Here is a 26312-nt window from a genome sequence, read left to right on the forward strand (position 1 = left end):
CCCTGTAGCTTTAAAAGTCGATAACTCACAGCGAGCCGTACTCACCTTTCAGATTATTCCACCTTTTTTATTTGACCTAAATTGGGGTGGCGAGCTTCCTAAAAATCTCCTTGAATACCAATTGTCCGGTAAAACCCTGTAGCTTTAAAAGTCAATAACTCACAGCGAGCCGTACTCACCTTTCAGATTATTCCACCTTTTTGAAAACCAAATCTTAATGGGAGACAAGTCTGTGCATATATCTAATTTGATTCAGTTACATGTTTGCTTCGGTAATAACATTTCACAACCCATATCCTCCAACTTATAAAAACTCATAAAATTGAACATAAAAAAACCCGGAATAGCATTCCGGGTTAATAAAACAAATTAATGTTTCTTATTTATTTTGAGCGTATCGGCTAGATACCTCTTTCCAATTGATCACATTAAAAAATGCATCAATATAATCTGGACGCTTATTTTGGTATTTTAGATAATAAGCATGTTCCCACACATCTAAACCTAAAATTGGAGTTCCACCGCAGCCTACTTCTGGCATCAACGGGTTATCCTGATTAGGTGTAGAACAAACCTCTACTTTACCGCCTACGTGAACACAAAGCCAAGCCCAACCTGAACCGAATTGGCTTCCTGCTGCGCTACTAAATTTATCTTTAAATGCTTCAAAAGAACCATATGCAGCATTTATAGCTTCAGCTAACTCTCCTGTAGGCTCGCCACCTCCATCTGGAGACATTATGTCCCAAAAGAGACTGTGATTATAAAAACCACCACCATTGTTACGTACAGCACTATTAGACATATCTAGATTTATTAAGATATTCTCTATAGTTTTACCTTCAAGGTCTGTACCTTCAATAGCTGCATTTAATTTACTGGTGTAACCTGCGTGATGTTTACCGTGGTGAATTTCCATGGTTTGTGCATCTATACTAGGTTCTAATGCATCTTTGGCATATTTTAAACTTGGAAGTTGAAATGACATTTTTATTTATTTTTTTCGTTAATATAATAGTTGTTCCCCAAAGATAGCAATTCAGCACCCGTATTAAAAACAACACGTGTTATAAAAGTCTTAAGGTTTAAATACTAATCGCTTATAACACTCTCATATAATTAGTATTAACATTTTTACCATCTTGAATCTATGCAAGATCTACCTACTATCTCTATATACAATGCTTCAGCTGGCGCAGGAAAAACTTTTGCTCTAGTTAAAAATTATCTTCTAATTCTTTTTAAAAGTAAAAATGAATTTAAATACCGCCGCATTCTCGCCATAACATTTACAAATAAAGCGGTCGCCGAAATGAAGTTGCGTATTGTAGACAACCTACAGGCGTTTACTCAAGATGCTATTTTTGATAATCCGGGTCCAATGCTGCTTTCAATTGAAGAAGAGACCGGTTTAAAACGAACCGAAATTCAGCAAAAATCAAAGCGCCTCTTAAAGAATATCGTTCAGGATTTTGCATCATTTGATGTGGTAACTATAGATAATTTTACCCATCGGGTGATTCGTACGTTTGCGCACGATTTAAAAATTCCACAAAATTTTGAAGTTGAACTTAATACTCAAGATGTTTTAGAGCAGGCTGTAGATAAATTAATTGACAAAGCGGGTAAAGATGATTTAGTAACACAAGTGCTTCTTGATTATGCCTTAGAAAAAATTGACAGTGACCGAAGCTGGGATATATCAAGAGACTTTTATGAGATTAGTAGACTGCTTTTAAGCGAAAATGACAGAGCCTATTTAAAAATGCTGGAGGGTAAATCATTGAAGGATTTTGCAGACTTAAAAGAGTTTATAAAAAAAAGCTCTTCACAGCTTGAAAAAGGAATATTAGAAAAAGCGAAATCATTGCTTGGTTTTATTGCCTCAAACGGACTCGAAGAAGGCCATTTTAAAGGAAAATATTTGCCCAAAGCAGTAACAAAAATTAGTGAAGGCATTTTTGCTATTAATACTGCTTCGGCCTGGGTTGCAAATTTGGGTGAGGAACCTATGTATACTAAAACTCAAAAGCAGCCTGTAAAAGACATTTTAGACCAGATTGCACCAGAAATCGCTCTTCAGTTTAATGTGATAAAACACGACATATTAAATTTGAGTTTTCAGGAAGAACTGTATAAAAAAATCACTCCGTTATCTGTTTTACAAGCAATACAGGAGGAAGTAGATAAAATTAAAGCCGAAAATAACCTCATTTTAATTTCAGACTTTAATGAACTTATTAATAAAAATATAGCAAATCAACCTACCCCTTTTATCTACGAGCGACTGGGTGAGCGTTATGAAAATTACTTTATAGATGAATTTCAAGATACTTCGCGCTTACAGTGGGAAAATCTCGTGCCCTTAATAGACAATGCGGTTAGTGTTAATCAAACTGAAGATTTATCAAATAGTCTGATGCTCGTAGGCGACCCTAAACAGGCAATATATAGATGGCGTGGTGGCGAGGCAGCTCAATTTATAGAGTTATCTAACGGTAAAAATCCGTTTCAGAATGAAAATAAAGACGTTATAAATCTTCCCTTTAATTATAGAAGTTATGACGAGATTATAACATTTAACAATACATTTTTTAGCAAACTTGCAGATGTTTTTGAAAATGTAGACTATAAAAAAATATATACCGAAGGGAACGCACAACGCGTAAATACAAAGCAAGGTGGTTATGTTGCTATTTCATTTATAGATGCTGTAAATAAAGAGGAAGCTGTGTCTTTGTATCTAGACGAGGTGGTCAAGACTATTTATTCGTGCCTGGAAAATGGTTTTACACTTAATGAGCTTTGTATACTGGTTAGAAAAAATTCTGAAGGTGTAGCTATAGCCCAACGCTTACAGGAACAAAATATACCGGTAATATCCAGTGAGAGTTTACTTTTAAAACAATCTTCTCAAGTGCAGTTTATAGTAAATCTTCTGCATTATACAATTGAAAATGAATCTACAGCTATAAGCATAAAACTATTAGAATATCTTGCTGAAGAATTTCTAAATATTGAAAATCGCCATGCCTTTTATAAAAACAATTTAGTTTTTAATGGTTCAGAGCTATTAAAAAATGCGTTAGGTATTCATTCTCAATTTGATTTTACACAATGCGCTACATTACCTCTTTACGAAGCTGTAGAATACATTGTAAGAAGTTTTAACCTTCAAAAAAGCGGAGGAGCGTACCTTCAATTCTTTTTAGACGCTATTTATGACTTTACACAAAAAAATTCTGGCGGTGTTCCTGAATTTATTACCTGGTGGGAGCGCAAACAAGATAAGCTAAGCATAAGTACACCTCCCGCCTCAAAGGCAGTACAAATAATGACGGTTCACAAAGCGAAGGGCTTAGAATTTCCGGTTGTTATTTATCCGTTTGCAGATAGCGATTTGTATCCTAGAAATTCTGATTCTTATAATTGGTATTTACCCAACGCTGGTGAATTCTTAGATTTTAAGGCCTTATTAATAGGTCAAAAAAATGAGCTCACCCAATTCAATGAGCAGACAGAGGCACTTTACCACGTAAAAAGAAGTTTACAACAACTGGATAATATTAATATTCTTTATGTTGCCTTAACGCGTAGTGTTGAACAACTACACATTATTACTAATAAAGGGGCGCTTAGCAAAGCAGAGCCAAAAACATTTTCTGATCTATTTATGAACTTCGTAAATCAGGATCCCAACTTTACTGAAGATACTCCCTATTATTCCATAGGCAATGAAAAACGAACTTCAACGCCAAAAGATCTAATTCAATCTTCAGAAAATTTAGAATTAATGAGTACTTCTAAAGAAGAACACAATTTAATTATGGTTACCCAGGCAGATTCTCTATGGAACACAGAACTTGTTGAAGCTATAAATCTCGGTAATGTCATCCACGAACTTATGGAAAATATTGAAGTAGAAGAGGATGTTGATTTAGCTATTAAACGAGCTTTAACTTTAGGATTAATTGATACAGCTAATTACCAAAAGTTAAACAATAATTTAAAAGAACTCATAGCTAAGTTGAAACCCGAGGGATTCTTTAATCGTGCCCATTTTATTTTAAATGAACGAGATATAAACTTAAAAGGTAAAACTATTAGACCAGACCGTTTGGAACTTAATGACAAGAATGAAGCCTGGCTATTAGATTATAAAACCGGATTAAAAAATGAGGCACATAGTAAACAAATAAATTCTTATGCCCAGGCACTCATAGCAATGGGATATACAATCAAGAAGCAATTAATAGTATATCTAAATGATGAAATTCAATTATTCACACCTTAATTAAAATATAAAATTTATCTAATCACACTTATTAACAACAACAACAGATTTCAATACAACTATTTGATTTTATGATCTTTAACCTTTGCTCTGCTAAATATTTAAGTTAATAAATTTTCTTGGTTTTGTATAATTCTTAATAAAGGTTTAATAAAACTTTATCAATTGCCGTTTTGTATCTAAATTTTAACAAACTACTTTTACCCCCGTATTGAATAACTTATCAATTAGAAATATGAAAAAAAGTACTAGTATATTGTTTTTGTTTTTTGCAGTATTTATAGGAGTAAACTCTGTATTTGCTCAGGATGCAAATAACCCTTGGTATATAAGTGTAGGAGTTAACGCTGTTGACACTTATCCCGTAAATGAAGATAACAGACCTCTAACAGGAGGATTTCTTAATGAAATGTATAATGTAGATGACCATTGGAATATTCTACCATCTATCTCTACTCTTTATGTAGGCCGTTACATTGGTAGTGGTTTAGCATTTGGTGTACGAGGTTCTCTTAATAAAATAGAGAAATTTGGTGATGTGCCAGCTAATGATCTTGCATATTATGCAGTAGATGGTATGTTCTCTTACAGTTTCCGAGATGCTCTTTTTGGTGAAGGTGGCTGGTTTGACCCATACTTAGGAGTAGGTGGTGGTTATGTATTTGTAGGTGATTTATCAAGCCACGGTACTGCTAACGGTACTGTAGGTTTAAAAATATGGTTAGGAGAGTCTATAAGTTTAGACTTATCTACAACCTACAAGCATGCATTTGAAGATAACTATACTAAGCATATGCAACATACTGCCGGTATTGGTTTTGCTTTTGGAGGTACCGATACTGATGGTGATGGTATTTTTGACAAAAATGACGAGTGTCCAGATGTTCCTGGTTTACCAGAATTTAATGGATGTCCTGATACAGATGGTGATGGTATAAAAGACTCTGAAGATTCTTGTCCTGAAGTTGCCGGTTTACCAGAATTTAATGGTTGCCCTGATACAGATGGTGATGGCATTGCAGATCCAGATGATAAATGTCCTAATGTAGCTGGTTTACCTGCTTTAAATGGTTGCCCTGATGCTGACGGTGATGGAGTAACTGATGCTGAAGATAAATGTCCTAATGAAGCTGGTCCTGCAGCTAATGATGGTTGCCCTTATCAGGATAAAGATAATGATGGTGTATTAGACAAGGATGATGAGTGTCCTACAGTTCCTGGTACAGTAGCAAACAATGGTTGCCCAGAAGTAACTGTTGAGGTGTTAGAAGAAATTAATGTTCAGGTTAGAACTGTACTATTTGATTTAAATAAAGCTACAATTCGTAAAGAGTCACTTGAAACTTTAAATACTGTAGCGGGTACAATGATGGAATATCCTAATACAAGATTTTTAATAGAGGGTCATACAGATAGTCAAGGAAGTGACGCATACAACCTTAAGCTTTCTGACGAACGTGCAGCTTCAGTTAAAAACTATTTAATTGAAAAAGGATTACCTGCTTCAAGACTTTCTTCAGAAGGATTTGGTGAAACTAAGCCTGTTGCAAATAATGCAACTGCTGCTGGTAGACAACAAAACCGTAGAGTTGAAATTTCACTTATAGATTAAACTTAAATGTTACTGATTAGCAACAAATCAATTTGAAGATTTATACTAAATAAGCAATTATTTGATTTTTCTTAGATTTGATTTTGTTGCTAGTTTTTAACAAATTACATTTGCTTCAATTAACACACTTAAATTTTACTTACTTAACATGAAAAATCTTACTAAATTATTTTTATTTGCAGCCCTTACCTTTATAGGTATGAGCCAGGCAAATGCTCAAGACAAGAATAACCCTTGGGGGGTTAGTATTGGTGTAAACGCGGTAGATACCTACCCTGTATATCCACCAGATAACAGACCATTAACAGGAGGTTTTCCTGATGAATTTTATAATGTTTCTGATCACTGGAATATTCTTCCTTCAGTTTCTACATTATATGTAGGTCGTTACATTGGTGCTGGTTTTGCTTTGGGTGTACGTGGATCTATCAACAAAATCGACAAGATGGGTGATTTACCTGTTGACGATTTAGCATATTACGCAGTTGATGGTATGTTCTCATATAGCTTCCGTGATGCTCTTTTTGGAGAAGGCGGTTGGTTTGACCCTTACCTAGGTGGTGGTGGTGGTTACGTGTTTATTGGTGATAAGCCAAGTCACGGAACTTTAAACGGTACTGTAGGTTTAAAAGTTTGGTTAAGCGACAACATCAACCTTGACTTATCTTCTACTTACAAGCACGCAATGATGCCTGGTACTTATTACACAAGACATATGCAACACGTTGTTGGTGTAGGTTTCGTTTTTGGCGGAAAAGATACTGATGGTGATGGTGTATATGACAAAGATGATGAGTGTCCTGAAACTCCAGGTCTTAAAGAATTCAACGGATGTCCTGATACAGACGGTGATGGTATAAAAGATTCTGAAGATGCTTGTCCTGAGGTTGCTGGTTTACCAGAATTTAACGGATGTCCTGATTCTGACGGTGATGGTATCGCTGACAACGAAGATAAATGTCCTAACGTAGCTGGTCCTGCTGCAACTAATGGATGTCCTGATGCTGACGGTGACGGTGTTATCGATGCTGAAGACAAATGTCCTAACGAAGCTGGTCCTGCATCTAACAACGGTTGTCCTTTTGTAGATACTGACGGTGACGGTGTTGCTGACAAAGATGATAAATGTCCTAACGTAGCTGGTCCTGCATCTAACAATGGTTGTCCAGAAGTTGACGCTGCTGTATTAGAAGAATTAAACGGTGAAGCTGGTCGTATCTTATTTGATACAGATAAAGCTACTATCCGTAAGAGCTCTCTTGCAACTGTAGACAGAATTGCTGCAATTGTTAAAGAATACCCTAGCGCTAAGTTTGAAGTAGAAGGTCACGCTGATAGCCGTGCAAGTAACGCATACAACATGAGTCTTTCTGAAAGAAGAGCTCAATCTGTTGTAGATTACTTAATCTCTAAAGGTGCTAATGCAGATAATCTAATGATTCACGCTTATGGTGAAGAGAAGCCAATCGCTCCTAACACTACAGCTGCTGGTATGCAACTTAACAGACGTGTAAAACTTACTTTAAAGTAAGATACATTCAGATTTAAATCTGATTACAATATATTTTTAAAACGCCCCGTTTATTCGGGGCGTTTTTTATTTTTAGCATATGACAACATTCATCGACGAGATTATACAAGACCTGTTAAATTCAGAAATACCCCTTTCTCAAACAGTGATTGTACTTCCATCTAAAAGAGCAGGAAGTTTTTTTACTAAAAATTTAAAAAAGAAGCTCAAAGACGAGATATGCTTTTTACCAAAAACTTTGAGCATAGAAGAACTTGTAGAAGATATCTCAGGGCTCGTACCTGCTTCTCAAACTCAACTTCAAGTAGAGCTCTATCACATTTATAGAAAACAATTTAATCAAGGTGAACCCGAACCCTTTTTAAACTTTTTAGGTTGGGGACAAACCTTATTGGGAGATTTTAATGAAATAGACCGATACCTCATTTCTACAAAATCATTTTTTGACTACCTAAGTGCAATTAAAGAACTCAATCACTGGTCAACAGATACAACTTCTACTCTAGTCTCAAATTATCTCATATTCTGGAAATCTATTGAACTGTATTATAACAACTATAAAACACACTTAGAAAATCTTGGTCTCGGTTATCAGGGAATGCTTTATAGAAAAGCGGTAGAAACTATTGACAGTTACCTAAAAGAGAATACTCAGAATTATCTTTTTTGCGGCTTTAACGCACTTAACAATGCAGAACAAACCATCATAAAAAAATTCTTAGAACGACCTACCACAAAAATTTACTGGGATATAGATCCTTACTTTTTAAAGGATGAGAATCACGTTGCCAGCACTTTTATAAAAGGATACCTCAAAAACTGGAAAGAATTAAATGCTACAAATTCTATAATTCCTCAAAAGGTCTCCTATTACAATTCAGAAAAAACGATATGTGCAACCGGGATCTCTCAAAACATAGGACAGATTAAATATACTGGACAGCTACTTTCAAAACTCTCTCAGGAAGAACTAGAAAATACCGCCGTGATATTAGGAGACGAAGCACTATTGCTTCCGCTGTTAAACTCATTGCCCTCAAATGTTTTAGCGCTCAATGTAACCATGGGGTTACCCTTACAACAAGTTGCACAGGCTGCATTTTTTGAAAATTGGTTTCAGTTACAACTCAACAGACAGGAAAGCGGGTATTATTATAAAGATGTTCTTTCTATACTCGATCAGCAATATGCCATTCTACTCTTAGGTGACGCACGATTAAAGATTAAAAAAGAAATCACTCAAAAAAATCTGGTTTATATAAATCCGCTGCGATTAGAAAATGATGCAGTGCATGCAGCAGCTTTAAAATTAATTTTCAATTCGTGGCTCAATAATAGCGAGAACGCACTTACTTCAATCTTAGGAACAATCCAGATGTTGAAAGAAATTTTGCTTCCGCAGAAAAACTGGTTGCAATTAGAATTTTTACACGCCTTTTTAGAGCTCTTTACGCAACTTAAAAATCTTAACGACAGCTACACGTATCTGGGAGATATAAAAACCCTTAAACAGTTTTATAGAGAGCTTTTAAGTAAAGAGACGCTCGATTTTAGGGGTGATCCTTATTCTGGACTTCAAATAATGGGAGTTCTTGAATCTCGGGTACTTGATTTTAAAAATATAATCATTACATCGCTCAATGAAGGGACATTCCCTTCTGGTAAGAGTCAAAATAGTTTTATTCCTTTTGATTTAAAAATTGAATATAAACTGCCCACTTACAGAGAGAAAGATGCCATTTATGCATATCACTTCTTTAGATTGCTTCAGCGTTCAGAAAAAATAAACCTTTTATTCAATAATGAAGCAGGCGGTTTAAATAGTGGTGAAAAAAGCAGATTTCTACTTCAACTTGCTACAGACCCAGAGGTTAAGTATACCTACAGCGAACAAACCGCAAGCGCTTCTGTAAGTTTAAAACCAAAAAAACTCAAGCATATTGAGAAAACGCCTCAGATAATAGAAGCTATTAAAAAACATGCGCAATCTGGCCTTTCCCCTTCTGCATTAACCACCTATATAAGAAATCCTGTAGATTTTTATTATAAATACGTTTTAGGAATACAAGAATTAGATGAAGTAGAAGATATTATTGCGCACAACACATTAGGAACCGTTGTTCATGAAACGCTAGAAAAACTTTATGAGCCCTATATAAATACGATACTTACTGCAGATATTTTAAAAAAAATGATGTCTTCAGTAGATAAAGAAGTGCGCAAACAATTTGACATCTGGTATAATGCAGTCCATATAGATACTGGTAAAAACCTGATTATTTTTAATGTCGCTAAACAATTTGTTCGTAATTTTTTAATGCAAGAGCGGCGTGATGTTAGCGACGGAAATGAAATCATAATAAAAGCACTTGAATCGAAATACAGTGTGCCTATTGGGGAAGGCATTGTACTAAAAGGTACGGTTGACCGAATAGACCGGGTAAACGATGTTTTGCGCATTCTTGATTACAAAACAGGTAAAGTAGACAAATACCATCTCGTAATTAAAGAATGGGAAGATCTAATTACAGATTACGACAAACAGTCTAAAGCTTTTCAGGTTTTGTGTTATGCTTTGATGCTTTATAAAAGTGAAGGTCTTCCAGAATTCACCGAAGCTGGTATAATTTCATTTAAAAACTTAAATGCCGGATTTTTAAAACTTAATAAAGACCAAAACGCTTCAGTAACCACAGAGCTTCTGGAAACTTTTGAAAGTTATCTTCTTAAGTTAATTAATGAAATACTAGATATAAATACTGCTTTTGTAGAAAAAGAGGTTTAAAATCTACACTTGCAAACGCGGCATAGCTTTTGAAATTAACTAACAAATTGAGGTAGTTAGGACTACTTTTAAATATTCAATTAAAAATAAAAATCCCTATGAAAAAGTTCATTTTTTTCACGCTATTCGCAACGCTAATCGTGTTTAGCACAAATGCTCAGGAATGGAAAACCAATTTTTCTGAAGCAAAAAAGGAAGCGGCTAAGCTAGATCAACCTATTATACTCGTTTTTCAAGGCTCAGACTGGTGTGCGCCGTGCATTAAGTTAGATAAAGAAATATGGTCAACAGAAGCATTTAAAAAATATGCTAAAGATCATTTTGTAATGCTTCAAGCAGATTTTCCTAGAAAAACTAAAAATGCATTACCTGAAGATCAACAAGCACGTAACAATAAACTTGCCGAAACCTATAACAAAAATGGGTATTTTCCGTTTGTGGTAGTTTTAGATCATGCTGGTAAAGTTCTTGGACAAGCCGGTTATGAGAAGACAACTCCAGAGGCTTACATTAAAAAACTTGAGGCTTTCACAAAGTAAAATTTTGAAACACACACTCCCTATTTTAATTCTGCTCTTAAGTTTTAACTTAAATGCACAACAAACATTTAAGCGAACTTTAAAGCTAATGGGAAGCCGTTTTGATATAACGGTTGTTGCTCAAAATCAGGAGAAGGCAGATGCTTCTATAAATCTGGCTATAGCCGAAATTACACGTATTGAAAAACTAATTTCTTCATGGGATGCTAATTCTCAAACTTCAGCAATAAATAAAAATGCCGGTATTAAAGCCGTTGCAGTAGATGTAGAATTATTTGACCTCATCACACGAGCAATTTCTATTTCTAAACTTACAGATGGTGCTTTTGACATTAGCTACGCCTCGATGGATAAAATATGGAAGTTTGATGGAAGTATGACCCAAATGCCAGATGCAGCAACGATAACCGCTTCTGTAGATCGCGTAGGTTTTAATAAAATACAATTAGATGCTTCCTCACACACCGTTTTTTTGCCAGATACGGGAATGAAAATTGGCTTTGGCGCAATAGGCAAAGGCTATGCTGCAGATAAAGCTAAAGCGCTATTGATTTCTAAAGGTGTTTCTGCAGGTATTATAAATGCATCAGGAGATATGAATACCTGGGGAAAGCAACCTGATGGAAGCACATGGAAAGTTGCGATTACAAACCCTATGAATAAAAATAAGGTTTTTGCGTTACTCCCTTTAATAAATAGTGCTGTTGTAACATCTGGCAACTATGAAAAGTTCGTATCTTTTAATGATACAAGATATAGTCACATTATAGACCCGCGAACAGGGTATCCTGCTTCCGGAATTATAAGTGCTACTGTGTTTGCTCCAAAGGCTGAATTAGCAGACGCATTAGCAACTTCTGTATTTGTTATGGGGATTGAGGTGGGACTTAACAGGATTAATCAATTGCCTAATATTGAGTGTATTATAATTGACGATACCGGTAAAATATATAAATCAGACCATATAGAAATTAAAGATCATGATTAAAAAAATTCTTCTGTTGAGCTCTCTTAGCTTGTACTTCACCAGTTGTGTTGCGGTAAAAGAGTACGAGAAAGTAGCAATAAATGATCCTGATATGGTTCTTTCAGATAAGCCGGCAGATCGCAATGTTTCTACCTTTCATTCCTATAGAGAAGCGGCGGTAGGTGCTAATGGAGGTAAAACCGGTGGTGGCTGCGGTTGTAATTAATGAGTATTTATATAAGCATATGCAATTATTTAAAATAAGTTTTGGGGCTTTATTAGTACTTTCATTCACTGCAGTACATGCACAGGAAGAAAATCAAGAAGCATATAAAAAAAGAGTTTTAGAAACTACTGAAGTTGATTTTTTAAGTAGCTATTATGCTCAGGATGGCGCTAACGCTGCTGTAACGGGAGGTTTAGGTACAGAAGAACTTACTGATGCTACGGGTACGATTGTAATTTCAATACCGCTAAACGACGATGATGTGTTAACTATAGATGCGGGGGTTTCTGCATACACATCTGCTTCCTCCAGTAACATCAATCCGTTTGATGGTAGCAATGCTGCAAATGCTTTTCAGGCTTCATCTGGCGCTTCTAGCAGTGATATATGGTCTAACATAAACGGTATTTACAGCCATAGCAGTGATGATCGCAATAAAATATGGACAGCAAAAGCATCTGTCTCTTCAGAATATGATTACTTCTCAGTAGGTTTTGGCGGAAGCTACACCTGGTTATTTAATGAGAAAAACACAGAATTAAGTGTAAATGGTAATATCTACCTAGATTCCTGGAAAGCGATTTATCCTATTGAATTACGCCCAGGAAGCGTTTACGGAGATGCAAATTACAATCCGCAATTTATACCTTTTGACAATACAAATAGAAACTCTTATGCTGTAGGTTTTGGGTTCTCTCAAATACTATCTAAAAAATTACAGGCATCGTTAGCATTAGATTTAGTTCAGCAAAGTGGTTTACTTTCAACCCCGTTTCAACGTGTTTATTTTAGCGATAAACCAGATGTTATGGTTGAAGATTTTCAGCTTGCAGATGATATCGAGCGATTACCTGATACGCGATCAAAAATAGCCGCCGGCGGAAGATTAAATTGTTACTTAAATTCAAGAGTGGTGCTACGCTCTTATTACCGTTTTTATGCAGACGACTGGGGGATTACTTCACATACAGCAAGTTTAGAAATTCCGATAAAAATTATAGATAAATTTACGCTGTATCCATCTTACAGATATTATACGCAAACCGCCGCAGATCAATTTGCAGGTTATGAGCAACACGCTTCTACAGATGAGTTTTACACCTCAGATTTTGACCTCTCTGCGTATGATGCAAATCAGTTTGGCTTCGGTGCAAACTATACAGATATCTTTACAAAATTCCACATCTTTCAATTTGGTTTAAAAAGTATAGATCTTAAGTATTACAACTACAAGCGCAATACTGGATTGAGCTCAAACATCATTACAGCAGGTATAAAATTTGTTCAGGATTAACATTTTTTGTTCAATTATATTTTACTGAAATAGGAATAGAACTTTTACATTTAAGGCTCAATCTAATCTATTTAGTAAATGAATTATTTAAGCAAAAAAATTGCTTTTGCAACCTTAGTTATTGGTACCATATCAGGTATTCAGGCACAAGAAACCAAAATTAATAACCAGCCTCTTTTTAGCGAGTTTCTAGAGCACAGTGGTAATGAATTTCGCACTGCAACCGGCCAGCCTGGTGAACATTACTGGCAAAATGAAACCGATTATGTTATTGAAGCTACATTAAACGAGCAGGCTCAATCTATTAGCGGAAAAGTCACCCTTACTTATACAAACAACAGCCCACAAGACCTAGATTTTATCTGGATGCATCTGGAGCAAAACCGTTTTACAGAAACATCTAGAGGTACGCTTACCACTCCTATCTCTGGCAATCGCTATAATGGTGATGTAAACGGTGGGTATACCATAACAAATCTCGCTGCTAAAGTAAAACGCAGCACTTCTTCAAAACACATTATTACAGATACCCGCATGCAAGTGTTTTTTGACGAGCCCATTCCTGCAAAAGGTGGTGAAGCGACGGTATCAATGAATTTTACATACAAAATACCTAAAGATGGAATGGACCGTATGGGACGGGTTGATACAAAAAACGGAACTATTTTCGCTTTAGCACAATGGTTTCCCAGAGCTGCAGTACTTGATGATATTGAGGGGTGGAATATTGAGCCATATCTAGGTGCAGGTGAATTTTATCTGGATTATGGGGATTATGACTTTAAAATTACAGCACCTTATAATCATATCGTAGTGGCTTCAGGCGAATTACAAAATGCAAAAGACGTAATGTCTTCAAAAATGCGTGATCGCATGGATCAAGCTAAAAATAGCGATAAAACGATTTATATTATAAATCCTGAAGAACTCAATGATATGTCATTGCGTGCAAAACAAAGCGGCACATTAACCTGGCATTTTAAAATGGAGAACACGCGTGATGTGGCCTTTGCCTCTTCAAAAGCCTTTATTTGGGATGCTGCTAAAATAAATTTACCCGGCGGAAAAAAAGCAGTTGCACAGTCTGTATATCCTATTGAAAGTTCTGGTCAGGATGCATGGTCTCGCTCTACCGAATACACAAAAAATGCGATTGAAAACTATTCTAACATGTGGTTTGAATACCCATACCCTACTGCTGTTAATGTAGCCGCAGAAATAGGCGGTATGGAATATCCCGGTTTGAGTTTTTGCAGCTGGAAATCTAAAGGCGAAAGCTTATGGGGAGTTACAGATCACGAGTTTGGTCACAACTGGTTTCCTATGATTGTAGGCTCAAACGAACGTCGTTATGCGTGGATGGATGAAGGTTTCAACACCTTTATAAACCATTACAGTACTTTAAAATTTAATAATGGTGAGTATCCTGCAAATCTTAGTAAAGTACGCAATACTGTAGGCTGGTTTAACAGTCCTAACCGCGAGGGTATAGATACCTACCCAGATGCTACTAATTTAAGAAACTTAGGTATGACCGCTTATTACAAACCTGCACAAGGTTTATTTATGTTGCGTGAGTATATTTTAGGACCAGAACGATTTGATAATGCATTTAAATCTTATATAAAACACTGGGCGTACAAGCATCCCCAGCCTAAAGATTTTTTCAACCATATAGAAAATGTGGCCGGCGAAAATCTTGCCTGGTTCTGGAAAGGATGGTTCTACGGCACCGGTAATATTGATATCGCTATAGACACTGTAAAACAGACTGAAGGTAATTATATCATTAGTATTTCAAATAAAGGAGAAGTACCTATGCCTGTAAAAATGGAAGTTACATTTGATGACAATACAACAGAACGAATAGCGCTTCCTGTAGAAATCTGGCAACGTGGCAATACCTGGAACTACTTATTAGAAACTACTAAAACAGTAAATAAAGTTGAACTTGATCCTGATAAAATCATCACAGATATCAATTTTGAAAACGATTTTTGGAAAGCAGCTCAAAAATAATTTTTAAAACACCCAATTAAATTATTTGAGAAACCTCAACAGTTTATTCTGTTGGGGTTTCTCTTTTTACAGAAGTAATTGTAACAATAGCCTACGAGTAACTACCAATAAATAAATCATTCAATTATGCAAGTAGTATCAAACAACCTCAACACCTTTAGAGTCCTGTACATAGTTAACGGTGTTTTAAGCTTATTAGCTGCTTTGTTTTTTGTGGGTTATTTAGCCTTTTTAAATATTTTTATTAATGAATCTACGACAATGCCTGATGCAAATATTGATGTAATGAGCGTCTTAAATATCGTAATGAGCATTGGTTTTATCCTTTGTTTAATAGTAGGTATTCTAACCTTAATGGCCGCAAAATATATAGGGCAAACCCGCAATTATACATTTGTACTTGTAATTGCCATTCTCAATTGTCTATCGGGTATTTTAGGAATTATTCTTGGCGTGTTTACTATTATCGAAATTAATAAGCCACATATAAAAATGCTTTTTGATCAAAACAATTAAGTTTAAAATTTACCAAATTTCCATTCCGAAGAACTAAACGGATCTATTGCTTACGATTTCTAGTATATTTACGGCTTAAATAAATCGCAAGGTTTACCTTCTATGACTTTGTGAATAGCTATGCATTCTGCTTCAAAATGGCTTACAGCTAATGTAGAATAGTATATATACGGCAGTATGAATGTATCAAAATTAAAAACCGCATTTTCTTCGATAGAGCAACTTCCTGCCCTGTTTTATCTTTTAAAATGGCTCTTTATCTGTACACTAATAGGTGCTATTGCAGGAAGCATATCGGCATTCTTTCTAATTAGTCTCGATTGGGTGACAAATTATAGAGAGGCTCACCTTTGGATTATTGCTTTACTCCCTCTAGGTGGATTTATAGTGGGCCTATCTTACCATTTATTTGGAAATAGTGTTGTAAAAGGGAATAATTTACTGCTTGAAGAGTTTCACAACCCCAAAAAAATTATTCCATTTAAAATGGCGCCTTTGGTTCTTTTTGGCACTCTAGCGACTCATTTGTTTGGAGGTTCTGCAGGACGAGAAGGTACTGCGGTACAAATAGGAGGGGCAGTTGCAGACCAGTTTACAAAAATCTTTAACCTCTCAAACCGTGATCGCAAAATTTTACTTATTGCAGGTATTAGTGCCGGTTTTGCTTCCGTTTTTGGAACTCCATTAGCTGGAGGGATATTTGCTTTAGAAGTACTTATATTGGGGAGAATACGTCTTGATGCTATTGTTCCCAGTTTTTTAGCAGCAGTACTTGCCGATTATTTTTGTACCCTATGGAATGTCACACACACCCAGTATCATATAGATTCTATCACAGTTATGAATCCCCAGAATTTAATATGGGCATTACTAGCCGGAATCATTTTTGGACTGGTAAGCATGCTTTTTTCAAAATCTACACACTTTTGGAGTGCTTTATTTAAAAGATATATAAAATATCCTCCGCTTAGACCATTTGTAGGCGGCGCAATAATTGCAATAGCGGTATATGCCCTAGGTACAACAAAATACATTGGTTTAGGAATCCCTACCATTGTAGATTCATTTACGATGTCAATGAACTCGTACGACTTTTTAATTAAAATATTATTTACATCATTCACGCTCGGGGCAGGCTTTAAAGGTGGGGAAGTAACACCCTTATTTTATATAGGAGCAACCTTGGGTAATGCCCTAATTTGGTTTGTGCCGTTGCCTATAGATTTGCTGGCAGGAATGGGATTTGTAGCCGTATTTGCAGGAGCTACAAACACACCTATCGCCTGTACTGTTATGGGTATTGAGTTATTTGGGATAGAATCTGGAGTTTTTATCGCCTTAGCGTGTAGCACCGCTTATCTATTTTCAGGACACTCGGGAGTATACGCTTCTCAAATAATAGGAAGTCCTAAAACCAAAACGTTTGATGATGAAAAGGGCGCACATTTATCTGAAATTTCTGAAAAGCGTAAAATGAATTGACAAGCTTGTCACCTTAAGAATCTAATTTTAAAGAAGCAAAAACTTCAGGTTTACAGCAGACTCTACATTTTAATATTACGAAAGGTCATTTAGAAAACAGAAAAATATCTTAGTAAATCAGTGAAAACAAATTGTTTAAGCATCCGCATTCGATAGAACTTACAGAAAAAATAAAAGCCTTTCTAAATGCGGAAAAAGATATTTTAAAATTAGCGACTTTAATACTCATCAAGAATACGATTGCAGCCCGATTATAAGCAAAAACCCCGTTATCATTGAGATAACAGGGTTTTCTGTGGAGAAGATGGGATTCGAACCCACGACCTCTTGACTGCCAGTCAAGCACTCTAGCCAACTGAGCTACATCCCCTTTACTGGCGCAAATATACTATAAATGCGCTTACAATATTCTTACTGCTGTTCTTTTAAGACCAGTAGTGGTGTCCGACTTTCAAAGTCGGCCTTTTTTACAGAGTCATCGTCCCAAAGCTTTTCAAAAAAGCCACGTTTGCGTTTAAAAACACAAATCATATCAGGTTTATTTTCATTAAGATGCTCTAGCAAACCCTGAAAAACAGTAGCATTCTCTGTAGATTTATAAGTGTCGACGAGTTCGCCTAAGTTTGCATCAAATTCAGAATCTTCTGGTAAGTAATTAGGGGTCTTAATTTGTAAAAGCCTAACATCTGCCTTATAGCGTTTTTTAATTGTACGTAAAGGATCTAATGTGCGTTTATCGTGAACAATACCAGACTTTACAGCCATAAGAATACGACTTATGGGTTTATACTCATAATCAACTGGAATGACTAATACGGCAGTCTCAGTATTTCTAAGCAAACTACCTGCAGTTTTACCTAAAAAGTTTGCTTGATTTACGTTGTGATGTTTCGGTGTGAGCACTATTAAATCAAGGTTTGTTTTTTGATGAAATTTCCCCACTGCCTCTACCCAGTCATCTCCTTCAAGCGGTTTTACCCTTACTTTTATACCTTCCGTATTAAAAGCGCTCAACTGCTCTTCTATTTCCTGAGCTGTAATTTGAGAAACGTTAAGCGTTTTAGGTAAACCCCCAGATCGCGCCGGCTCTTTGTACAATTTAGATATATAAAGCGTTGCTTTAAGCACACGTGCCAGTTCAAGAATATACTTGACATTGGTTTTTGAAAGAGTTTGATTACCAAGTGGAAGGAAAATAGTTTTCATCTTTACAAGCTTTATCTCAATTTTGAGTAAAATTAACGCTTATCTATGATACGCAAGGCAAAACTCTCAGAAATAGAATCAATTCTTAATCTTACCCGTGCGTGTGCAATGGCTATGATTGAGAACAACATATATCAATGGAATGATCATTACCCGTCTCATCAGGCCTTTGAAGAAGACATAAAACGTGACGAGCTCTTTGTTTTTGCTCAAGGAGAAAAAATAACAGGTACCATTGTGATTTCTACTTTAAAAGATGAAATCTATGAGCAGGTTAACTGGCTTACTCCCAGAGACGCTGATTCTATTTATATTCATAGACTCGCTGTGCATCCTGATTCACAAGGTCAGGGCATTGCGCAGCAACTTATGAATTTTGCTGAAAGTTTTGCTAAAGAGAATAATTATGTTTCAGTACGGCTAGACACCTTTAGTAAAAACCCCCGAAACAATATATTTTACACAAAACGCGGCTATCATAAGCTTCAGGAAATTTATTTTCCGAAGCAAAGCGAGTTTCCGTTTTACTGCTACGAACTTGTATTTTAAGTATTGCAACTAAGAAGTGGTATTTTCGCAATAAGCTATGCTTTATGTCAAAAACAAATACCCTCTCTTTTAAAAACATTAACCGCCTTGCCATTCCGGCTCTTCTTGCGGGAATAGCAGAGCCTATACTTTCTGCTACAGATGCAGCCGTAGTAGGTAACGTTCCCGTTAATGCCACCGAAGTACTTGCAGCTGTAGGTATCGTAGGTTCATTCTTATCAGCTTTAATATGGGTTTTAGGCCAGACTCGTAGCGCCCTGCAAGCTATTATCGCACAATATTATGGGGCAAATAAAATAGATGAGATTAGCACATTACCGGCACAGGCAATCTATTTTAATATCCTACTAAGCGTTGTTATTTTAGTAAGTACTCTTCCGTTTATAGAAGGTATTTTTTCATTATATAACGCATCGGGTCTCATATTAGAATATTGTGTACAATACTATTCGATTCGGGTTTGGGGCTTTCCATTAACATTATTCACTTTTGCCGTATTTGGCATCTTTAGAGGACTTCAAAATACATTTTGGCCTATGGTGGTCGCCCTCATAGGAGCCGGGCTAAATATACTACTCGATTTTGCGCTTGTCTATGGTATTGAAGGTTACATCCCGGCATTGCAACTTGAAGGTGCTGCCTATGCAAGTTTAATTGCACAGGGAGTTATGGCTATTCTATCACTTATTTTAGTGCTGTCAAAAACTAAGGTGAGTCTCAAATTAAAACTTCCGGTTCACCCAGAACTTTGGCGACTCCTAGGTATGGCACTTAACCTTTTTGTGCGCACCATTGCGCTTAATTTGGCGCTGTATCTGGCAAACTCATTTGCTACCGGCTATGGTGCCTCCTATATCGCAGCACAAACCATTTTAATAAATATCTGGTTATTTTCGGCCTTTTTTATAGATGGGTATGCCGCAGCAGGTAATATTCTGGCCGGTCGTTTTCTGGGAGCTAATGACTATAAGAGCCTTTGGGATCTTAGTAAAAAGCTCACAAAATACAGTTTGATTATTTCTGGTGGATTAATGCTTATTGCTGTAATTTTCTATGAACAGCTGGGTTTGATTTTTAGCAAAGAACCTGAGGTTATCGCTCGTTTTACCGCAATCTTTTTTATTGTGATCCTGATGCAGCCGTTAAATGCACTTGCTTTTATTTTTGATGGAATTTTTAAAGGTATGGGTGAGATGAAATACCTGCGCAACGTATTAATGGCTGCAACTTTTTTTGGCTTTGTACCCGCTATATTTATCGCAGATTATTTTGATTTAAAACTCTATGCGGTATGGATTGCTTTTACGGTATGGATGGTTGTGCGCAGTGCTGCTTTAATCTTAAAATTTAGAAAACGCTTTAAACCAAAAATTGACAGCTAGAGCCTCAAAACCTATCGTGTCTTCAACCAACCTGTTATACTCAAACGCTCTGATGCCAATACCGGTTTAACCTCATGCTCTAAAACCTGACTTTCAAAAATGACCATACGCCCAGGTCTGGGAATGATATCTAAAGCTGTCTCGCCAGTTTCAGAAGGTAAATACAGGGTGAGCTCGCCGCCATTACTGGCAATCCAGGAATCGTCATTTAAATAGCACACCATAGACAATTTACGACGGTCATCATTCTGAAAAGTATCTAGGTGTCTTTTGTAAAAAGTTCCTGTGGGATAGACAGCATAATGAAATTCTTTCTGCAAGATCCCTAAAAAGCACGTGCGATTTAAATAAGCAACGAGATCATTAATTTTAGCAAAAAATCTACGCTCAACGGCGCGACCTTCGGCTTCATTAATCCACAAAATAAAGTCCCCTCGTATAGATTTATCAATCTCTTCATTAAGCCTATTTCCTATGGCAGCTTTTTTGAAGCAATCTGCTTCATATACATCTTTTAAAGACTGTCGTAATTCTTCGATCTCAGAAGTGTCAAAAAAATCATCTACGATACTATAACCCCTATCTAAAATATCTGATATAACCAGCTCATAAACAGGATTTTCTGTAAAATTAAGCTGTTCAAAAAGTTGTGTTTCCATGGCCGCAAATTACGTGCAAAAAACAATAGAAAAACACAAACTTTTTTCTTGACATTAATTTTTAGGCTTGGGGCATATACTTTACTACTTTTACACTCTTAATTAGAATTAAAATGGAGTTTTTAGAATTTATAAGTGGTACCGGAATCTATGTTATTTTTGCCATCGCATTAATTGTAGTGGTACTTATAAGAAAATTTAAAAAATAAGTATGAGTAACATACGCATCACCAAGCAATTTTCATTTGAAACCGGTCACGCATTATACGGCTACGACGGTAAATGTCGCAATGTACACGGGCACAGTTACAAACTTTCGGTAACTGTAATAGGCACCCCTATTTCGCAAAGTGACAATGTCAAATTTGGTATGGTAATCGATTTTGGAGACCTCAAAAAAATTGTAAAAACAGAAATTGTTGATGTGTTTGATCACGCTACGGTTTTCAACAAAAACACACCGCACGTTGAACTTGCTAAAGAATTATCAGACCGTGGGCACAATGTTCTTCTTGTAGATTACCAGCCTACCAGTGAAATGATGGTGATTGACTTTGCAGAAAAAATCAAGAGATACCTTCCTGAAAACATTAGCCTATTCTCTTTAAAACTGCAGGAAACAGACAGTAGTTTTGCAGAATGGTATGCCTCAGACAATTAAGCTTCGTTAAATTCATCTCAACTTTATCCTAAATTTACGGTATGAAGCAACCCATTTTGCAAGCCAAAATACCCGAAGGAAAAAAAATCTACTTTTCTAGTGACAATCATCTGGGTGCTCCTACTGCAGAAGCCAGTAAACCGCGTGAATTAAAATTTGTAGCCTGGCTTAATGAAATTGAAAAAGATGCTGCTGCTATTTTTCTATTGGGAGATCTTTTTGACTTTTGGTTTGAGTATAAGACAGTTGTTCCTAAAGGTTTTGTAAGAGTTCTAGGTAAACTTGCAGATTTGCGTGATAAGGGTATCGCTATCTACTTTTTTGTAGGCAATCACGATTTATGGATGCACGATTATTTCGAAACCGAATTAAACATACCAGTGTATCACAACCCACAGGTTTTTCAGTTTAATGACAAACGTTTTTTTATAGGTCACGGCGATGGATTAGGCCCTGGGGATAAGGGATATAAACGAATGAAAAAGGTTTTTAAATCGAGCGTTTTTCAATGGCTTTTTAGATGGGTACATCCTGATATCGGCGTACGCGTTGCGCAGTATCTTTCAGTAAAAAACAAGCTTATAAGTGGTGATGATGACCACCTTTTTTTAGGTGAAGAAAATGAATGGCTTGCTGCTTATGCAAAGCGAAAGTTGGAAACTAACCATTATGATTATTTTGTATTTGGGCACAGGCATTTACCTATGAAAATTGAGGTTGGTTCAAACTCTTCCTACCACAATCTAGGAGATTGGATCGTTCATTACACCTACGGCGTATACGATGGCACCTCTTTTGAACTCAAAGAATTTAACCCTAATTAAGGGCTGTTTGCATATACGCCTGAGCTTCCATTCTCAAAATAGTTTGATCTAAAAGATCCTGTATATCTTCTAAATCCTGCTTATTTACCGCAAGATCTATGCAGTCTGAAGGTGTTTTTAGAAGTAATGATCTACACTCTTTAGGATTTAAACAATCTTTACATTTGTGCTGACTCTTTGCTGCTTGCGTTTGAAAAGCAAATAATTTAAGTTGATCTACCGTAAAATAAAAACCTATATCCCTAAAAACTACCTGCGCTTTAAGAATATTGACGTTAGCTGTCTTCCAATAAAAAGAAATTCCAGACTCGTTGCGATAGATGATCTTAATATGTTTCATAAACCCGATTTTACACAAATATAAAACCTTGTTTAGAATTAATCTAAATAGAATTGAATTATTCCTGAATATCTCTCAGTTTTAGTTGAATACTTACATTACCATTCCATTCATTAAGGTCAAGAGAATAAGCAGCTTTAAATGGTTTTTTGTTAGTTATAAGATTGCATTTCGCTCCCAGATTAAATCCTATAGCTCCTATTTGAATTGCACTATTGCTTTGGGTAACTGTACATTTTAAATGATCTTCATCTGCCCCTACACATTTACCATAGCCCGTATCTATTAGATTTTTACTCATAAAAACAGGAGACATATTTCCCGGCCCAAAGGGTGCAAACTGCCTTAAAATTCTATAGAATTTTGCGGTAATTTCGTGTAGTTCAAGACAAGCATCAATAGTTATTTCAGGAATAAGCAAACGCTCATCTATACTACCCGATACAACTTCTTCAAATTTTGCTTTAAAACCAGGGTATTGAGCTTCACTTAGTGTGAGGCCAGCAGCATATTTATGCCCACCAAATTGTTCTATATGTTCACTACAAGCTTCAAGGGCTTCATACACATCAAATCCTTTAACAGAACGAGCACTGGCAGCTAGTTTATCTCCACTTTTTGTAAAAACCAGCGTAGGACGATAATAGGTTTCAATGAGGCGTGAGGCCACTATACCTATAACACCCTTATGCCAGTTTTCTTGATACACAACAGAAGTTTTTAAGCCTTCTTCTTTATTTGTGGTAATCTGCTCTAAAGCTTCTACTGTTATTAGTTTGTCCAGATCTTTTCGCTCTGCGTTATAATTTTCAATATTCACAGCCATTTCCTGTGCAATTGCCTCATCTTGCTCAGTGAGTAATTCTACAGCGTGTAGTCCGTGTTTAATACGGCCCGCCGCATTTATGCGCGGTGCAATTATAAAAACAACATCGGTTATGGTAAGGGTGTCTTTTTTTACATTTTCAATTAATGCTCGTATACCTGTGCGAGGTAAGGTATTTATAACCTGAAGACCATAATACGCCAGCACCCTATTTTCCCCGGTTATAGGTACTATATCTGCGCCTATTGCAGTCGCCACAAGATCTAAATAAGGAATTAGCGTCTTAGCAGGCAAACCTTTCTCCTGCTCTAAAGCCTGTATTAATTTAAACCCTACCCCACAGCCGCACAATTCATCGTAAGGATAGGTGCAATCTTCTCGTTTAGGGTCTAGTACCGCAACAGCATCTGGTAAAACCGGGCCCGGTCTGTGATGATCGCAGACGATAAAATCTATTCCCAGTTTTTTTGCATAAGCAATCTTATCTACTGCTTTAACACCACAGTCTAATGCAATGATTAAGGTAATATCATTATCGTGGGCATAATCTATACTCGTATAGGAAACACCATAGCCCTCTGTATAACGATCGGGAATATAGGTGGCAACCTGAGGATAATGGCTTAATAAATAACTACTCATTAAAGCGACACTTGTCGTTCCATCTACGTCATAATCACCATAGACTAAAATATTTTCCTCCTGTTTAAAAGCTCTATTGATTCGGGCAACAGCTTTATCCATATCTTTCATCAAGAACGGATCGTGTAATTCATCTAGCGAAGGTCTAAAGAATTTCTTTGCTTTTTCATAGGTGTCTATACCGCGCTGCACCAGTAGCACCGCAATCTTTTCGGGCACTTTTAATTCAAGAGCTAAAGCTTCAGTAATTACTTTATTAGGAGTGGGTTTTAACGTCCAGCGCATTACTCTAAATTTATTTTAAGCATCCAGCATTTGGTTAAATCTTTCATCTTTCGGTAGCCTTTAACACGATTATATAATGCATCGGGGTCTTGACTAAAATCAATATATACATAATGAAATCCGTTTGAAGGTCTCACAAATTGCTTTGGCGAAAAACCTGCATCTACCATTTTTTTAGCCCAGTTATCTGCATTTTTAGCACTAGAAAAAACGTGGTTTACAACATAATAACCACTTACAAGCCCAGGGACCTCAACAGAATTTGCATTGATCATTTCTAATAGGTCTTCACTTCGTTCCTGTACTGCATTTTCTGGTTGATTTACTGCCAAAACCGGTTCTGAAACACGTTCTTTTTCTTCTAAGAACTCCTTTGTTTCTGATATTTGCTCTGTGGGTTGTGCAACAATACTATCTGGTTTACCTTCTACGATAACATTTTGATAATAATCACTACTTATTTCGGTCTGAAAGGCATTAAAAAATACAAACAGCCGGTCTTCTTCTGTTTTAAATTGAAGCTTCACGCTGGTGGCATCATTGCTTATGACTTCGTTTTTTACGTTTGGTATTTTAATCTGGGCTAAATCAAAACCTAATGTGTTACTACTAGAAGGAAATCGCTCTAAATATTTAAGGTCATTTATCGTAATGCTGCTGTTAAAAAAGTTATTTTCAAAGCGCACTTTACTTTTTAGCGGTATGTACTTTTTCTGTTTATTACTATAAATCGAAACCACATCTTTAGCAAGTGCAAGATCTCCTTCAAGACCGGCTAATATCACAGAGGTTTTTACATCTCCCTTAGAAACCGCTCTGAAATTTTTAAAGACTAACTCCTCTGGTTTCTCTGTACTTATGTATCTAAAACCCTGATAACTTGTAAAGTATTGTAAAGGTGCCTTTGCATCTTCATAGACAATATATAACATCCACCCGGCAGAACTTCCCCCGTACATCTCCCCTTCTAATGCTGCTACATTTGCTAGAGTATAGGTTCCTGAACCCGCAGCATTAGCAACAAGTGTTTGGGTTATATCGCTGTAACAAACATAGGGAGCGGCATTTTTTAAATCGGTATTACCATCTACCATCCCATCATAAACCAGTTCTCCCTGTACTTGAATATATTCATTTTTATTTGGGAGTTTTAATTGAACCAGATCAAAAGGACGATCTCTCTTTTTCTTTAAATCATAAACAATACGACCACCTCGCACTTTTTGTTTGCCTACTGCACCAGGGTATGTCGCAGCCCAGTATAAGCCGGCATATACGATTTTAGTATTTGCCGGTATTTTTAAATCTGCACTGCTAGAGCTGTAGGTGTCTGAGTCGTCATCTATATTTACATAAACCATTTCAGTCTGGTCGTTTATACCTCGGGGCCTATCATAGGCATCTCTTGAGTCGCTACTCAATATATTATTACCAATTACCCTACTGTCACCGTGCAGGTAATATTCATTAACCCGCTGAAAAGAAACACCCTGGCTAAAACCTGAAACAGCAAAAAATAAACATAATATTCGTATTATTAAGCACATAGCCGTTTTGTTGAGTAGATTATTACTTAGGAAAATTAGGGGATTGCCGAAGTTACAAATTCGTGTGGTTTTACAGATTATTTTAGCTTTCGTATTTTTTACTTAAATTTCTGAAGAAAACTCCAA

Annotated in this window: 21 protein-coding genes and 1 tRNA gene; 15 read left to right on the plus strand and 7 right to left on the minus strand. The window is 36.3% G+C overall.

The window, feature by feature from the left end; translation table 11 throughout:
* Nucleotides 1-379: 379 nt before the first annotated feature.
* Nucleotides 380-988 carry a superoxide dismutase gene (locus ACEN25_RS08250; RefSeq protein WP_441802492.1) on the minus strand — a complete coding sequence of 203 codons (609 nt, stop codon included), beginning with the start codon at nt 986-988 and terminating at the stop codon, nt 380-382.
* 162 nt (nt 989-1150) lie between these two features.
* Between ACEN25_RS08250 and ACEN25_RS08255 the strand changes: the two genes are divergently transcribed.
* The 11 genes from ACEN25_RS08255 (at nt 1151) to ACEN25_RS08305 (ending at nt 17265) form a co-directional block, all read left to right on the plus strand.
* Entirely contained in the window at nt 1151-4294 is a 3144-nt protein-coding gene (locus ACEN25_RS08255; RefSeq protein ID WP_441802493.1) for a UvrD-helicase domain-containing protein, read from the plus strand.
* Between the two features lie 235 nt (nt 4295-4529).
* On the plus strand, nt 4530-5906 hold the full coding sequence (locus ACEN25_RS08260; protein WP_441802494.1) for an OmpA family protein: 1377 nt from the start codon (nt 4530-4532) through the stop codon (nt 5904-5906).
* 148 nt (nt 5907-6054) lie between these two features.
* Nucleotides 6055-7437 carry an OmpA family protein gene (locus ACEN25_RS08265; protein WP_441802495.1) on the plus strand — a complete coding sequence of 461 codons (1383 nt, stop codon included), beginning with the start codon at nt 6055-6057 and terminating at the stop codon, nt 7435-7437.
* Between the two features lie 79 nt (nt 7438-7516).
* On the plus strand, nt 7517-10222 hold the full coding sequence (locus ACEN25_RS08270) for a PD-(D/E)XK nuclease family protein (RefSeq protein ID WP_441802496.1): 2706 nt from the start codon (nt 7517-7519) through the stop codon (nt 10220-10222).
* A 98-nt stretch (nt 10223-10320) separates the two neighbouring features.
* Nucleotides 10321-10761, plus strand: coding sequence for a thioredoxin family protein (locus ACEN25_RS08275; RefSeq protein ID WP_441802497.1), 441 nt, complete (start codon nt 10321-10323; stop codon nt 10759-10761).
* Between the two features lie 4 nt (nt 10762-10765).
* On the plus strand, nt 10766-11749 hold the full coding sequence (locus tag ACEN25_RS08280; RefSeq protein WP_441802498.1) for an FAD:protein FMN transferase: 984 nt from the start codon (nt 10766-10768) through the stop codon (nt 11747-11749).
* The gene (locus tag ACEN25_RS08285; protein ID WP_028377025.1) at nt 11742-11954 is read left to right on the plus strand and encodes a DUF4266 domain-containing protein; all 213 of its coding nucleotides are present in this window, start codon (nt 11742-11744) and stop codon (nt 11952-11954) included. Before ACEN25_RS08280 ends, ACEN25_RS08285 begins: the two co-directional genes overlap by 8 nt.
* Before the next feature lie 19 nt (nt 11955-11973).
* A complete protein-coding gene (locus ACEN25_RS08290; RefSeq protein ID WP_441802754.1) occupies nt 11974-13248 on the plus strand; it encodes a DUF3570 domain-containing protein in 1275 nt (424 codons plus the stop codon).
* Nucleotides 13249-13326: 78 nt separating this feature from the next.
* Complete coding sequence (locus ACEN25_RS08295; RefSeq protein ID WP_441802499.1) at nt 13327-15267, plus strand: M1 family metallopeptidase; 1941 nt, start codon at nt 13327-13329, stop codon at nt 15265-15267.
* Nucleotides 15268-15393: 126 nt separating this feature from the next.
* Nucleotides 15394-15783 (plus strand): hypothetical protein, encoded by a 390-nt coding sequence (locus tag ACEN25_RS08300; RefSeq protein WP_441802500.1) that lies wholly within the window; start codon nt 15394-15396, stop codon nt 15781-15783.
* A gap of 177 nt (nt 15784-15960) precedes the next feature.
* Nucleotides 15961-17265, plus strand: coding sequence for a voltage-gated chloride channel family protein (locus tag ACEN25_RS08305; protein ID WP_441802501.1), 1305 nt, complete (start codon nt 15961-15963; stop codon nt 17263-17265).
* A gap of 296 nt (nt 17266-17561) precedes the next feature.
* On the opposite strand, the gene ACEN25_RS08310 is transcribed toward ACEN25_RS08305, so the two are convergent.
* Nucleotides 17562-17635: transfer RNA gene (locus tag ACEN25_RS08310), tRNA-Ala, on the minus strand.
* A gap of 41 nt (nt 17636-17676) precedes the next feature.
* Nucleotides 17677-18471 carry a universal stress protein gene (locus ACEN25_RS08315; RefSeq protein ID WP_441802502.1) on the minus strand — a complete coding sequence of 265 codons (795 nt, stop codon included), beginning with the start codon at nt 18469-18471 and terminating at the stop codon, nt 17677-17679.
* Between the two features lie 45 nt (nt 18472-18516).
* Between ACEN25_RS08315 and ACEN25_RS08320 the strand changes: the two genes are divergently transcribed.
* Both ACEN25_RS08320 and ACEN25_RS08325 read left to right on the plus strand, forming a co-directional pair.
* Nucleotides 18517-19020 carry a GNAT family N-acetyltransferase gene (locus tag ACEN25_RS08320; protein WP_441802503.1) on the plus strand — a complete coding sequence of 168 codons (504 nt, stop codon included), beginning with the start codon at nt 18517-18519 and terminating at the stop codon, nt 19018-19020.
* A 44-nt stretch (nt 19021-19064) separates the two neighbouring features.
* Entirely contained in the window at nt 19065-20402 is a 1338-nt protein-coding gene (locus tag ACEN25_RS08325; protein WP_441802504.1) for an MATE family efflux transporter, read from the plus strand.
* Between the two features lie 11 nt (nt 20403-20413).
* Here ACEN25_RS08325 and ACEN25_RS08330 read toward each other — a convergent pair whose 3' ends face one another.
* The gene (locus tag ACEN25_RS08330; protein WP_441802505.1) at nt 20414-21061 is read right to left on the minus strand and encodes a 2OG-Fe(II) oxygenase; all 648 of its coding nucleotides are present in this window, start codon (nt 21059-21061) and stop codon (nt 20414-20416) included.
* 211 nt (nt 21062-21272) lie between these two features.
* Here ACEN25_RS08330 and ACEN25_RS08335 point away from each other — a divergent pair, with 211 nt between their 5' ends.
* Both ACEN25_RS08335 and ACEN25_RS08340 read left to right on the plus strand, forming a co-directional pair.
* Nucleotides 21273-21722 carry a 6-pyruvoyl trahydropterin synthase family protein gene (locus ACEN25_RS08335; RefSeq protein WP_441802506.1) on the plus strand — a complete coding sequence of 150 codons (450 nt, stop codon included), beginning with the start codon at nt 21273-21275 and terminating at the stop codon, nt 21720-21722.
* A 41-nt stretch (nt 21723-21763) separates the two neighbouring features.
* Nucleotides 21764-22546: a UDP-2,3-diacylglucosamine diphosphatase gene (locus ACEN25_RS08340; RefSeq protein WP_441802507.1), complete on the plus strand. Its 783-nt coding sequence runs from the start codon at nt 21764-21766 to the stop codon at nt 22544-22546.
* Here the strand turns inward: ACEN25_RS08340 and ACEN25_RS08345 are convergent.
* The 3 genes from ACEN25_RS08345 to ACEN25_RS08355 are packed head-to-tail and all read right to left on the minus strand — an operon-like array spanning nt 22539 to nt 26186.
* Nucleotides 22539-22886 (minus strand): hypothetical protein, encoded by a 348-nt coding sequence (locus ACEN25_RS08345; protein WP_441802508.1) that lies wholly within the window; start codon nt 22884-22886, stop codon nt 22539-22541. The genes ACEN25_RS08340 and ACEN25_RS08345 overlap by 8 nt on opposite strands.
* A gap of 58 nt (nt 22887-22944) precedes the next feature.
* Nucleotides 22945-24639 carry a single-stranded-DNA-specific exonuclease RecJ gene (recJ, locus tag ACEN25_RS08350; RefSeq protein WP_441802509.1) on the minus strand — a complete coding sequence of 565 codons (1695 nt, stop codon included), beginning with the start codon at nt 24637-24639 and terminating at the stop codon, nt 22945-22947.
* Complete coding sequence (locus tag ACEN25_RS08355) at nt 24639-26186, minus strand: SPOR domain-containing protein (RefSeq protein WP_441802510.1); 1548 nt, start codon at nt 26184-26186, stop codon at nt 24639-24641. Before ACEN25_RS08355 ends, recJ begins: the two co-directional genes overlap by 1 nt.
* Nucleotides 26187-26312 lie beyond the last annotated feature (126 nt).

This window comes from Leeuwenhoekiella sp. W20_SRS_FM14 (assembly GCF_052119605.1).
GTDB lineage: Bacteria > Bacteroidota > Bacteroidia > Flavobacteriales > Flavobacteriaceae > Leeuwenhoekiella.